Annotated in this window: 12 protein-coding genes; 5 read left to right on the top strand and 7 right to left on the bottom strand. The window is 72.4% G+C overall.

The genetic code is table 11. From position 1 onward, the window contains the following. The first annotated feature begins 50 nt into the window (after nt 1-50). On the top strand, nt 51-2069 hold the full coding sequence (locus PYS65_RS28430) for a streptophobe family protein (protein ID WP_279336798.1): 2019 nt from the start codon (nt 51-53) through the stop codon (nt 2067-2069). A gap of 119 nt (nt 2070-2188) precedes the next feature. Then, nucleotides 2189-3397 (top strand): phosphoserine phosphatase SerB, encoded by a 1209-nt coding sequence (gene serB, locus PYS65_RS28425; RefSeq protein WP_279336797.1) that lies wholly within the window; start codon nt 2189-2191, stop codon nt 3395-3397. A gap of 89 nt (nt 3398-3486) precedes the next feature. Here the strand turns inward: serB and PYS65_RS28420 are convergent, their stop codons facing one another. The 4 genes from PYS65_RS28420 to PYS65_RS28405 form a co-directional block, all read right to left on the bottom strand. After that, nucleotides 3487-4005: a SixA phosphatase family protein gene (locus PYS65_RS28420; RefSeq protein ID WP_279336796.1), complete on the bottom strand. Its 519-nt coding sequence runs from the start codon at nt 4003-4005 to the stop codon at nt 3487-3489. 64 nt (nt 4006-4069) lie between these two features. Next, nucleotides 4070-4276, bottom strand: coding sequence for a hypothetical protein (locus PYS65_RS28415; RefSeq protein WP_279336795.1), 207 nt, complete (start codon nt 4274-4276; stop codon nt 4070-4072). Nucleotides 4277-4453: 177 nt separating this feature from the next. After that, a complete protein-coding gene (locus tag PYS65_RS28410; protein WP_279336794.1) occupies nt 4454-4570 on the bottom strand; it encodes an SGM_5486 family transporter-associated protein in 117 nt (38 codons plus the stop codon). 58 nt (nt 4571-4628) lie between these two features. After that, nucleotides 4629-5990 (bottom strand): CynX/NimT family MFS transporter, encoded by a 1362-nt coding sequence (locus PYS65_RS28405; protein WP_279336793.1) that lies wholly within the window; start codon nt 5988-5990, stop codon nt 4629-4631. Between the two features lie 76 nt (nt 5991-6066). On the opposite strand from PYS65_RS28405, the gene PYS65_RS28400 reads away from it, so the two are divergent. After that, a complete protein-coding gene (locus tag PYS65_RS28400; RefSeq protein WP_279336792.1) occupies nt 6067-6759 on the top strand; it encodes a FadR/GntR family transcriptional regulator in 693 nt (230 codons plus the stop codon). Here the strand turns inward: PYS65_RS28400 and PYS65_RS28395 are convergent. From PYS65_RS28395 to fabG, 3 genes are all read right to left on the bottom strand, one after another. Beyond that, nucleotides 6737-7126 carry a hypothetical protein gene (locus PYS65_RS28395; RefSeq protein ID WP_423836131.1) on the bottom strand — a complete coding sequence of 130 codons (390 nt, stop codon included), beginning with the start codon at nt 7124-7126 and terminating at the stop codon, nt 6737-6739. The genes PYS65_RS28400 and PYS65_RS28395 overlap by 23 nt on opposite strands. Before the next feature lie 235 nt (nt 7127-7361). Beyond that, on the bottom strand, nt 7362-8129 hold the full coding sequence (gene fabI / locus PYS65_RS28390; RefSeq protein WP_279336791.1) for an enoyl-ACP reductase FabI: 768 nt from the start codon (nt 8127-8129) through the stop codon (nt 7362-7364). 5 nt (nt 8130-8134) lie between these two features. Next, the gene (gene fabG, locus PYS65_RS28385; RefSeq protein ID WP_279336790.1) at nt 8135-8839 is read right to left on the bottom strand and encodes a 3-oxoacyl-[acyl-carrier-protein] reductase; all 705 of its coding nucleotides are present in this window, start codon (nt 8837-8839) and stop codon (nt 8135-8137) included. A gap of 277 nt (nt 8840-9116) precedes the next feature. Between fabG and PYS65_RS28380 the strand changes: the two genes are divergently transcribed. Together PYS65_RS28380 and PYS65_RS28375 are read left to right on the top strand one after the other, a co-directional pair. Then, nucleotides 9117-10640 carry a TldD/PmbA family protein gene (locus tag PYS65_RS28380; RefSeq protein WP_279336789.1) on the top strand — a complete coding sequence of 508 codons (1524 nt, stop codon included), beginning with the start codon at nt 9117-9119 and terminating at the stop codon, nt 10638-10640. Further along, complete coding sequence (locus PYS65_RS28375) at nt 10637-12040, top strand: metallopeptidase TldD-related protein (protein WP_279336788.1); 1404 nt, start codon at nt 10637-10639, stop codon at nt 12038-12040. Before PYS65_RS28380 ends, PYS65_RS28375 begins: the two co-directional genes overlap by 4 nt. Nucleotides 12041-12079 lie beyond the last annotated feature (39 nt).

Genomic DNA, 12079 nt, shown 5'->3' with positions numbered 1-12079 from the left:
GGGGACATGCGCGGCCACCGTGTGCCGCGCCGCGGGTCGGGGGGTCTGCCATGAGCGCTGCCACGGGCGTCGGTACCGCGGGGCACGGCGCGCGCGTGCCGTGGGGGGATGTCGTGATGTCCGCGGTCACCGCGGTGAGCTGGGCGCTGATCGGGATGACGGGGACGGCGGCGCTCGGGCTGCGTCTGCTGGACGCGGACTCGGCGGGTTCGCTGGGGCCGATGACGGCCGCGGTGGTGGCGTCGGCGGCCGGCGGCTCGGTCACGCCGTCCGTCGAGGTGTCGGCGTTCGGGCTGTCGGGCGCGGAGGTGAGTACGGCCTTCGGGGTCACGCCGCTGGGGGTGAGCCTGGTGGGCGCGTTGCTGCTGTCGTCCTTCTTCCTGCGGTCGCTGCGGGCCGCGGGCGACGTTCTGCCCCTGGCCGAACTCGCCGCACGCGCCGGCTCGGTCGTGACGCTCTTCGTGGGGATGACGGGTGGCCTGGTGTGGGCGGGCCACGGCGTCGTCACCGTCGACGGGGCCGCGCTGGGTCCGGACGGATTGCCGGGAGCCGGCGGGGGGCACGGCGGGATCGAGATCCCGGGGCTGGGTGAGGTCGGGGGCCTGCTGCCGGAGCGGATCGGTGATCTCGTCGACGCGAAGGCCGTGGTCGGGTTCACCGTCGACACCGTGCCGACGCTGCTCGGTGGCCTGGGCTGGTCGGCCGGCGTCCTGGTCGTCGCGTTGCTGGCGTCCAGGCGTACTCCGCTGCCGCGCGGCTGGGGCGTCCTGCACCGCGCCGTACGGCCCGCGGTGTCCGCCCTCGTCGTGGTGGGCCTGGTGGCGGTGGCGGCGGGGTACGCGGCGGCGGGGTACGCGGCGATCGGCGACGACCATCCCCGGCGGATCGCGGGAGCGGTCCTGCTGGGGGCACCGAACGGGGTGGGGCTCAGCCTCCCGCTCGGCCTGTTCGTGCCGTGGGAGGGGCGGGCGACGGGGGCGCTGCTCGGCGTTCTGCCGCACCCCCTGGACGACCTGCTGCGGACGGACTCCGGCCGGCCGGTCACCCTGGCCCGGCTGGCCGGGTACGACGAGCGGGTGTGGCTGCTGGGGGTGGCGGCCGCGGTGACGATGCTGCTGGCCGGTGTGCTGGCGGCGGCGCGGACACCGCTGGGGAGGGCGGAGGGTGCCGGTGCGGCCGGTGCCGCACGGGAAGGGGGCGCCGCGGGTTTCGCCGGGCGGTGTGCGCTGCGGTTGGGGATCGCGACGGCGCCGGCTCTGCCGCTGCTGGTGTGGTCGGCGGAGGTGTCGGCGGACGCCTCGCTGTCCGTGCTCGGCTTCGACGCGTTCGGTACGGGTGTCGAGCTGCGCGGTCACCTCGCCGTGGCGCTGCTCCTGGGTGCCGTCTGGGGTGCGGGCGCGGGCGCGGCGGGGGCACTGCTGGCATGGGCGAGCGGTGCCGCGGGGCGGCGGGCGGCGCCATGGGCGCGGGTCGCGGCCGGGGGCGGGGCGGTGGAAGACGCCGGGAGGCCGGGGCACGCCGAGGATGCCGCTGAGCCGGGGGGCGGCCCGGGAGTCGGGCCGCGACCGGCCGGGGCGGGCGTCGGACCGTACGCGCCGGGGGTGCCGTATCGGCCACCGGATCCGGGGACGAATCCGTATCTGGTGGTGCCCGAGGAGCTGCGGGGGCGGCCGGAAGCCCGGCCGGGTGGTGCGGGGCACCGGCCCGGCGCGTGGTCGGGGCACGCGCCCCCGCCGGAGCCCGAGGACACGCGACCGCCCGGTCCGCCGACGGCACTCGGTGACATCCGGCCGCCCGGCCGGCCCCCGAACGAGCCTCCCGGGGACGAGGGGGCAGAGGTACCGGACGACGGCGGCCTCTCCGGCGCTCCGACCGTGATCCGTCCCGTCTGGCCGTCGCCCCCGGCGCCGCTCCCGGAAAGGGCCCCACGCGGGCGGCCCGGGAGCGGGCGGTCCGGGCGTGGTGCCGGACCGTCCGCGGGGAAGCGGCCGTCACTGTGGCCGGACGAGGGGCCTCCGCCTCCGCCGCCCCCTCCCCCGCCGCCACGTCGCCCCGGCGGGGGCCGGTGAGGCGGACGGCGGCCGAGGCGCGTAAGGTCCGAGACACCTCGGCGACGCCGAGAGTTCGCTGTCCGCCAGACGGACCTCGGGCGCGCAGGGCACTGCGTGCCCGATACGGTAAGAACACCATGAACGCATCGCAGACCTCGGACGTTCCCACACTCCTTGTCAAGATCTTCGGCAAGGACCGACCCGGTATCACCGCCGGTCTCCTCGACACCCTCGCCGCCTACTCCGTCGACGTGGTCGACATCGAGCAGGTCGTCACCCGTGGCCGAATCGTGCTGTGCGTGCTCGTGACCGAGCCGGCACAGGGCCTGGAGGGCAGCCTGCGGGTGACCGTCCACAACTGGGCCGAGTCGATGAAGATGCAGGCGGAGATCATCTCCGGCATCGGCGACAACCGTCCGCGCGGACTCGGCCGTTCCCTGGTCACCGTACTGGGCCATCCGCTCACCGCGGAGACGGCGGCGGCGATCGCCACGCGGATCACGAAGACCGGCGCCAACATCGACCGTGTCTTCCGGCTCGCCAAGTACCCGGTGACCGCGGTGGAGTTCGCGGTGTCCGGCGTGGAGACGGAGCCGCTGCGCACCGCCCTGGTGACCGACGCGTCGAAGCTCGGGGTCGATGTCGCCGTGGTCGCGGCCGGTCTGCACCGCCGGGCCCAGCGCCTGGTCGTCATGGATGTGGACTCCACCCTCATCCAGGACGAGGTGATCGAGCTCTTCGCCGCCCACGCCGGCTGCGAGGACCAGGTCGCCGAGGTGACCGAGGCTGCGATGCGCGGGGAACTGGACTTCGAGGAGTCGCTGCACGCGCGGGTGCGGCTGCTGGCGGGGCTGGACGCCTCCGTGGTGGACAAGGTGCGCAGCGAGGTGCGGCTGACACCGGGTGCCCGCACCCTGGTCCGCACGCTGAAGCGGCTCGGTTATCAGGTGGGCGTGGTCTCCGGGGGGTTCACCCAGGTCACGGACGATCTGAAGGAGCGGCTGGCGCTGGACTTCGCCCATGCCAACACCCTGGAGATCGTCGACGGAAAGCTGACCGGCCGGGTGACGGGCGAGATCGTGGACCGGCCGGGCAAGGCGCGGCTGCTGCGCCGGTTCGCGGCCGAGGCGGGCGTCCCGCTGTCGCAGACCGTGGCGATCGGCGACGGCGCGAATGACCTGGACATGCTCAACGCGGCGGGTCTCGGTGTCGCGTTCAACGCCAAGCCGGTGGTGCGCGAGGCGGCCCACACCGCGGTGAGCTTCCCCTTCCTGGACACGGTCCTGTATCTGCTGGGCATCACCCGCGAAGAGGTCGAGGCGGCGGACATCCTCGACCTGGACTGAGTCACGCGCGGACCTGCGGCCATCCGGTTCACGGCGGTCCGGGGCCCGGCACCGGACCGGTGCCGGGCCCCGCTGTCATGGTGCGTGGGTCACTCGCTGGGTGCCCAGTAGTCGAGCAGGGTGGCGACCCCGGGCTCGAGGGACTTCCAGGAGCCGGTGAAGGACAGCACGGCGAAGGCGGCGGCGGGATAGCCGCGACGGCTCATCCGCTCCCCCGCGTCCCCCTCGGCCGCCCCGGAGAGGATCTCGGCTGCCCCCTGGACGCCGGGATTGTGGCCGACCAGAAGCACGTTCTGCGCGTCGTCGGGGGTTTCGTTCAGCAGGGTGATCAGCTCACCGGGCGAGGCCTCGTAGATCCGCTCCTCGTAGACCGTCTTCGGGCGCTGTGGGAACTCGTGCACCGCGAGTTTCCACGTCTCCCGGGTCCTGGTCGAGGTGGAGCAGAGGGCCAGATCGAACGCGATGGCGGAGTCGACGAGCTTGCGTCCGGCGACTGCGGCGTCCATCCTGCCGCGCTCGGCGAGCGGGCGCTCGTGGTCGGTCACCGGTGGCCAGTCGGCCTTCGCATGCCGGAAAAGGACAATCCTGCGGGGTTCTGCGACGCTCATGTGCCCCAGCTTCGCATGAAACAGGCCACAGGGCGCAGGGAGTTGGCGGCCGCTTCCGGGGTGTTCAGCGGGTGATGAGCTGCTGAGCGCGCTCGAGGAGGTGGGTGATGCCTGGCTCGGCGGTCGTCGCGTGCGCGTCGGCGGGATCCAGGATCAGCGCGAGCAGCGTGACGAAGGCGAGCGTGGGCAGGGCGAGGGCCCACCACGGCAGCCGGCTGTCGGCGCCGCCCCGGAGAACCGGGCGGGGCCGGGTGTGGGTGCGCGCCGACATGAGGGTCTCCGCTCTTCGAGTGTTCCGTGCCGCCTCTCGCGGCCACATCTCGAAGGTATGTACTCCTCGGTCCTCAACCCATCCGGTGAGCCACCCACTTGCCCCTGAGCCTGGCCCCCTAGGGGACAGGGGGGCCAGCACCACCACGGACCCCGGGCAGGGCCGGTGCCGGGGGTGTCACGGCGCGAGGATGGTCGCGATCACACCGATGACGATGAAGATGGCGAAGAAGGCTCCGAAGACGAGCAGCAGCTTCTTCTGGCCGTTCTGCGGGTTCGGGTCGAGGACTGGCATGGGGCAAGTCTCGCACCCGCCGGCCCCGCGGCGCGCTCCGGGGTCGGGCCGGGCGGGCTCAGCGGGCCGCCGCCTCGTCCTCCACCGTGCGGTCACGGCCCGCCAGGACCCCGGCGATCGTCTGCGGGATCATCAGGCCGGCCAGGAGCGCGAGCGGCAGGCCCCAGCCCCCGCTGTGCTGGTAGAGCACGCCCACCAGGAGGGGTCCCGGGATGGAGATCAGATAGCCGGTGCTCTGGGCGAAGGCCGACAGCTTGGCCACGCCCGCGCCGGACCGGGCCCGCATCCCGACCATGGTGAGCGCGAGGGGGAAGGCACAGTTGGCGATGCCCAGCAACAGCACCCAGACCAGGGCGCCGGCGGCCGGTGCGAAGTACAGACCGGCGTAGCCGACCAGGCCGCTCACGCCGAGCACGAGCACGATCGGACCCTGCCGGGGCAGGCGCGTGGCGAGGCGCGGGATGACGAAGGCGAGCGGCACGCCCATCACCATGATGAAGGCGAGCAGCAGTCCGGCCGTGCTCGCGGGCACGCCCGCGTCCCGGAAGATCTGTGGCATCCAGCCCATGGTGATGTAGGCGACGGTCGCCTGGAGTCCGAAGAAGACGGCCAGCGCCCAGGCGGTCCGGCTGCGGGTGATGCGCACCTCGGGCGCGGGCGCGCCTGCCGGCGACGGCCCGCCGGGCGCGGGGGTCCGCTCGGCCGGTGGTGCGCCCCGCTTCCCCGTGAACGGGATCCAGGGCAGTACGGCGGCCACGGCGAGCGCCGCCCACAGGGCGAGTCCCGACCGCCAGTTCCCGCCCAGTGCCTCGGTCAGCGGCACGGTCACCGCGGCGGCCGCGGCCGTGCCCAGGGCGAGGGCCATGGAGTACAGGCCGGTCATGGAGCCGACCCGGTCCGGGAACCACTGCTTGACGATGACCGGCATCAGGACGTTGCTGACGGCGATGCCCATGAGCGCGAGGGCGCTGGCGGCCAGGAAGCCCGCCGTGCCTCCCGTGAACGGGCGTATCAGCAGGCCCGCGCCGATGGCGACCATGCCGGCGCACACCACCGCACCCGCTCCGAAACGGCGGGCCAGCCGCGGGGCGGTGACGCCGAAGACGGCGAAGCACAGCGGGGGAACGGAGGTGAGCAGCCCGGCCACGCTGCCGCTCATGGCGAGGTCGGTCCGGACCTCCTCGAGCAGCGGGCCGAGGCTGGTGATGGCGGGGCGCAGGTTCAGTGCCGCCAGCACGATGCCGACGACGAGCAGCCGGATCGTCCACGCGCGCGCGGCGGTACCCCCGGTTTCCGGATCTCCGGCCTTCCCGGCCTCGGGCTCCCGGGGTTCGGTCTCCCGGGGTTCGGACGGAGCCGCCGTGCGTGCGGTCGTGGACGTGAACGTCCGGAGTTCCTCACCAGCCATGAGGTACATCATAGAATCATGGGATGATTGGCTGTCCATGCCGAGGTTGCCGCCCGGCATCGGCGCCCCTGCCGTGCAGAGGTGTGTCATGCCCCTGAACCATCCCCGTCGTTCCGCGCTGTCCGAGCAGGTCATCGCCGCTCTGCGCGCCCAGATCACCTCGGGCGAGTGGCCGGTCGGCTCCCGCATCCCGACCGAGCCGGAGCTGGTCGAACAGCTCGGGGTGGCGCGCAACACGGTCCGCGAGGCCGTGCGCGCGCTGGCGCACAACGGGCTGCTCGACATCCGTCAGGGCTCGGGCACCTATGTCGTCACCACGAGCGAGCTGGCCGGGGTGATGCAGCGCCGCTTCGCCGACGCCGACCCCGGGCACATCGCGGAACTGCGCTCCGCCCTGGAGTCGTCCGCGGCGCGGCTGGCCGCCGGGCGGCGCACCGAGAAGGACCTCACACAGCTCGACACCCTGCTGCTGCGCCGTGAGGAGGCCTGGGAGTCGGGTGCGGCGGAGCAGTTCGTGGCGGCGGACACGACGTTCCACCTGGCCGTCGTGGCGGCGTCGCACAACGACGTGCTGACCGAGCTGTACGCGGACCTGAGCGAGGTGCTGCGGGACTGGCTGCGCGACGACGTCGGCCAGGAGCTGACCCCGAAGGCGCACCTGGACCACTCGCGGCTGCTGGAGGCGATCCGCGCGGGCGACGCGACGAGGGCGGCCGAGGAGGCCGCCGCCCACTCGCCGGCGTGCCGTCCGGGGCGGTTCAGGCAGCCTTCCGGTGGTTGATCCACACGGCCCGGACCTCCTTCCAGCAGCGGCCGGTCAGCCGCACGGTCTGTGCGGGTCCGGCGGCCACCGGGGCGCTGTCGCTGTCGAGGTCCCACCAGGGGAGGCACTCGATGTGCAGGCTCACGTGATCGGTGTCCGGATAGGGGTTGTGGCAGTACGCGGTGACCCGGGAGCCGTCGACCCCGATCCGGCAGGCGGCTCCGAACGGATCGTCGGACCCCGCGCCGTCGGACCCGGCGCCGGCCGACTGCACACGCGCGGGCGACATGGTCTCGTACGGCATCGCCTCGTACGCCAGGACGGGCACGAGGGCGGTGCCGACGGCGATGGTGAAGGTCACTGAGGCCAGGCGGTGAAAGCGCACAAGGGGGACCTCCTCGGCCGTGCTGGGAGGGAGATCGAGCGGGGATCAGGCAGGGATCACGCGGACACCGCGTGCTCACAGTGACCTGTTGCTCCTGACCTGTTGCTCAACAGTGCCCCGACGACACCGCGCACCGCCCGCGCTGCTGAGCCGAACGGGTGACGCGGCGAGGGCCCGCACCCTTCCTGGGAAGGGTGCGGGCCCTCGTCTGCTGCTTCGGCCGGACCGGCGGCGCTCAGGCGCCGATGGCGTGCAGACCGCCGTCCACGTGGACGATCTCGCCGGTGGTCTTCGGGAACCAGTCGCTCAGCAGGGCGACGGCGCCGCGGCCGGCCGGCTCCGGGTCCTTCAGGTCCCACTCCAGCGGGGCCCGGGTGTCCCACACGGAGGCCAGCTCGCTGAAGCCCGGGATGGACTTGGCGGCCATGGAACCGATCGGGCCCGCCGAGATCAGGTTGCAGCGGACGTTCTGCTTGCCCAGGTCACGCGCCACGTAGCGGCTGGTCGCCTCCAGGGCGGCCTTGGCCGGTCCCATCCAGTCGTACTGCGGCCAGGCGTACTGCGCGTCGAAGGTGAAGCCGACGACGGAACCGCCGTTCGGCATCAGCGGCAGGCAGGCCATGGTCAGCGACTTCAGGGAGAACGCCGAGACGTGCATGGCCGTGGAGACCGACTCGAACGGCGTGTTGAGGAAGTTGCCGCCGAGCGCGTCCTGCGGCGCGAAGCCGATGGAGTGCACGACGCCGTCGAGGCCGCCGAGCTCCTCGCCCACGACGTCCGCGAGGCGGCCCAGGTGCTCGTCGTTGGTCACGTCGAGCTCGATGACCTTGGCGGGCTTGGGGAGCTTCCTGGCGATGCGCTCGGTCAGGGTGGGCCGCGGGAACGCGGTCAGGATGATCTCGGCGCCCTGCTCCTGGGCCAGCTTGGCCGTGTGGAAGGCGATGGAGGACTCCATCAGCACACCGGTGATCAGGACGCGCTTGCCCTCGAGAATTCCGCTCATGTCGTTCAGTGACCCATTCCCAGTCCGCCGTCAACGGGAATGACGGCTCCAGTGATGTACGAGGCGTCGTCCGAGGCGAGGAACCGCACGGCCGCGGCGATCTCCTCCGACCGCGCGTACCGGGCGAGCGGTACCTGCGCGAGGATCTTCGCCTGCTGCTCCTCGGTGAGCTCCCGGGTCATGTCGGTGTCGACGAAGCCGGGGGCGACGACGTTGAAGGTGATGTTGCGCGAGCCCAGCTCACGGGCGAGGGAGCGCGCGAAGCCGACCAGCGCGGCCTTGGAGGCGGCGTAGTTCGCCTGCCCGGCGGAACCGAGGAGCCCGACGACCGACGAGATGAGCACGACGCGGCCCTTCTTGGCCCGCAGCATGCCCCGGTTGGCTCGCTTGACGACACGGAAGGTGCCGGTGAGGTTGGTGTCGACGACGGACGTGAAGTCCTCCTCCGACATCCGCATCAGCAGCTGGTCCTTGTTGATGCCGGCGTTGGCGACCAGCACCTCGACGGGACCGTGCGCTTCCTCGATCTCCTTGTAGGCCTGCTCCACCTGCTCGCTGTCGGTGATGTCGCACTTGACGGCGAGGAAGCCCGTGGGGGGCTCGCCCGAGCGGTACGTGATCGCGACCTTGTCACCGGCGTCGGCGAACGCGCGGGCGATGGCGAGGCCGATCCCCCGGTTACCTCCGGTGACGAGAACCGAGCGACTCAACGGATCACCCTTTCGATAGCGGTCTGGAGCCCCTGCACACGGCAGGCGCCTTCCCCGAAAACCTATCGGTCCATCCGCTTCCCGGAGCGATCGGGCACCGACAGTGACACCGGGTCGCCACTGTTGGATCCCTACAGTCGACGGGCTCGCGGACTCCCTCGGATCCGACCGCCGTCCCGGGAGCGTGCTGTCGGCTCTGCTGCATTGCAGGGGTCTGCGCGCGTGATTCACTGCCTTCGACGGTCCGTCAGCGAGCGCCCGAAGGGAACCCCCACTCGTGCCCCATGAAGTCGATCAGTCGTTTCTGGCGTTGCCGCTGCGCGCCCTCGCCGATGCCGCGCTGGCGCGGGCGCGGGCGCTCGGGGCGGAGCACGCGGACTTCCGTCTGGAGCGGGTGCGCAGCGCGTCCTGGCGGCTGCGGGACGCCAAGCCGGCCGGGTCGTCGGACACCACCGACCTCGGGTACGCGGTGCGCGTGGTGCACGGCGGGACGTGGGGGTTCGCCTCCGGGGTGGACCTCACCCTCGACGCCGCCGCCAAGGTCGCCTCGCAGGCCGTGGCGATGGCGCAGCTGTCGGCGCAGGTGATCCGGGCGGCCGGGTCCAAGGAGAGGGTGGAGCTGGCCGACGAGCCCGTGTACGCCGACCGGACGTGGGTGTCGTCGTACGAGGTCGATCCGTTCGCCGTGCCCGACGTGGAGAAGGCCGGGCTGCTGGGCGAGTGGAGCGCGCGGCTGCTGGCGGCGCGCGGGGTGGACCATGTGGACGCCTCGCTGCTGACCGTGCACGAGAACAAGTTCTACGCCGATACGGCCGGGACCACGACCACCCAGCAGCGGGTGCGGCTGCACCCGGTGTTCACGGCCGTGTCGGTGGACGACTCGAGCGGGGAGTTCGACTCCATGCGGACGCTCGCACCGCCGGTGGGCCGCGGCTGGGAGTACCTGAGGGGCACCGGCTGGGACTGGGACGACGAGCTGGAGCGGATGCCCGAGCTGCTCGCCGAGAAGATGCGCGCGCCGAGCGTGGAACCGGGGTTGTACGACCTGGTCGTCGACCCGTCCAACCTGTGGCTGACCATCCACGAGTCCATCGGGCACGCCACCGAGCTGGACCGGGCCCTCGGCTACGAGGCGGCCTACGCGGGCACCTCGTTCGCCACCTTCGACCAGCTGGGGAAACTGAAGTACGGCTCGGAGCTGATGAACGTCACGGGCGACCGCACCGCCGAGCACGGCCTGGCGACGGTGGGCTACGACGACGAGGGGGTCGCGGCGCAGTCCTGGGACCTGGTGAGGGACGGCACGCTGGTCGGCTACCAGCTGGACCGGCGGATCGCGAGGCTGACCGGGTTCGAGCGGTCCAACGGGTGCGCGTTCGCGGACTCCCCCGGGCATGTGCCGGTGCAGCGGATGGCGAACGTGTCGTTGCGGCCCGACCCCGCCGGGATGTCGACCGAGGATCTGATCGGGGGCGTGGAGCGGGGCATCTACGTCGTCGGTGACCGGTCGTGGAGCATCGACATGCAGCGGTACAACTTCCAGTTCACCGGGCAGCGTTTCTTCCGGATCGAGAACGGGCGGCTCGCCGGGCAGCTGCGGGATGTCGCCTACCAGGCGACGACCACCGACTTCTGGGGTTCCATGACGGCGGTCGGCGGTCCGCAGACGTACGTCCTCGGGGGCGCCTTCAACTGCGGCAAGGCCCAGCCGGGGCAGGTCGCGGCGGTCTCGCACGGTTGTCCGTCCGCCCTCTTCAGGGGAGTCGGCATTCTCAACACCACTCAGGAGGCGGGTCGATGAGCGCTCGTAGCACCAAGTCGCACGAACTGGTCGAGCGTGCTCTGAAGCTGTCCCGGGCCGACGGCTGTGTCGTGATCGCCGACGAGCAGTCGACCGCCAATCTGCGCTGGGCGGGCAACTCGCTCACCACGAACGGTGTCACCCGCGGGCGCACGCTCACCGTCATCGCGACGGTGGACGGCCGGGAGGGCACGGCGTCCGGCGTCGTGTCCCGGTCTGCGGTGACCGTCGACGAGCTGGAGCCCCTGGTGCGCGCCGCCGAGGCCGCCGCGCGGGGCGCCGGGCCGGCCGAGGACGCCCAGCCGCTGGTCACGGGGACGGTCGAGTCCCCCGATTTCGCCGAGGCTCCCGCAGAGACCTCCTCCGCCGTGTTCGCCGACTTCGCACCGGCCCTCGGTGAGGCGTTCGCCCGCGCGCGCGGGGGCGGCCGGGAGCTGTACGGCTTCGCCCACCACGAGCTGGTCTCCAGCTACCTCGGTACGTCCACGGGGCTGCGGCTGCGGCACGACCAGCCGAGCGGGACGCTGGAGCTGAACGCCAAGTCGCCGGACCGTACCCGCTCGGCGTGGGCGGGCCGTGCCACGCGGGACTTCAAGGACGTCGACCCGGGGGCGCTCGACGCCGAGCTGGCCGTGCGGCTGGGCTGGGCCCAGCGGCGGCTCGAGCTGCCCGCGGGCCGGTACGAGACGCTACTGCCGCCGACCGCCGTCGCGGACCTGCTGATCTACCAGCTGTGGTCGGCCTCGGGCCGGGACGCGGCCGAGGGCCGCACGGTGTTCTCCAAGCCGGGCGGCGGCACCCGGATCGGTGAGCGGCTGTCCGGGCTGCCGCTGACCCTGCGCAGCGATCCGGACGAGCCGGGTCTGGAGTCGGCGCCCTTCGTGATCGCCCACTCCTCCGGGGGCGACCAGTCGGTGTTCGACAACGGGCTGCCGCTGACGGCCACGGAGTGGATCCGCGAGGGCGAGCTGACGCGTCTGACCACCAGCCGGCACGGCGCGGACCTGACCGGGCTGCCCGTGGCGCCGGCGATCGACAACCTGGTCCTCGACGGGGGTGAGGACCGCTCCCTGGAGGAGATGGTCGCCGCCACAGGCCATCATGGACCCTGTCTGCTGCTGACCTGCCTGTGGTACATCCGCGAGGTGGATCCGGCGACGCTGCTGCTCACCGGTCTGACCCGGGACGGTGTCTACCTCGTCGAGAACGGCGAGGTCATCGGTGAGGTCAACAACTTCCGGTTCAACGAGTCGCCGGTGGACGTACTGGGCCGTGCCACGGAGGCGGGACGTACGGAGAGGACGCTGCCCCGGGAGTGGGGCGACTGGTTCACCAGGGCCGCGATGCCGCCGCTGCGCGTCCCCGATTTCAATATGAGTTCTGTCAGCCAGGGCGTATAACCTCGTAGGCGTTCGCCCTCGGCGGTCACCCGACCGGCC

The sequence above is a fragment of the Streptomyces cathayae genome, assembly GCF_029760955.1.
Taxonomy (GTDB): Bacteria; Actinomycetota; Actinomycetes; order Streptomycetales; family Streptomycetaceae; genus Streptomyces; species Streptomyces cathayae.
Note: the sequence above shows the minus strand (reverse complement) of the source record. Positions and strands in the feature narration are given on the sequence as shown.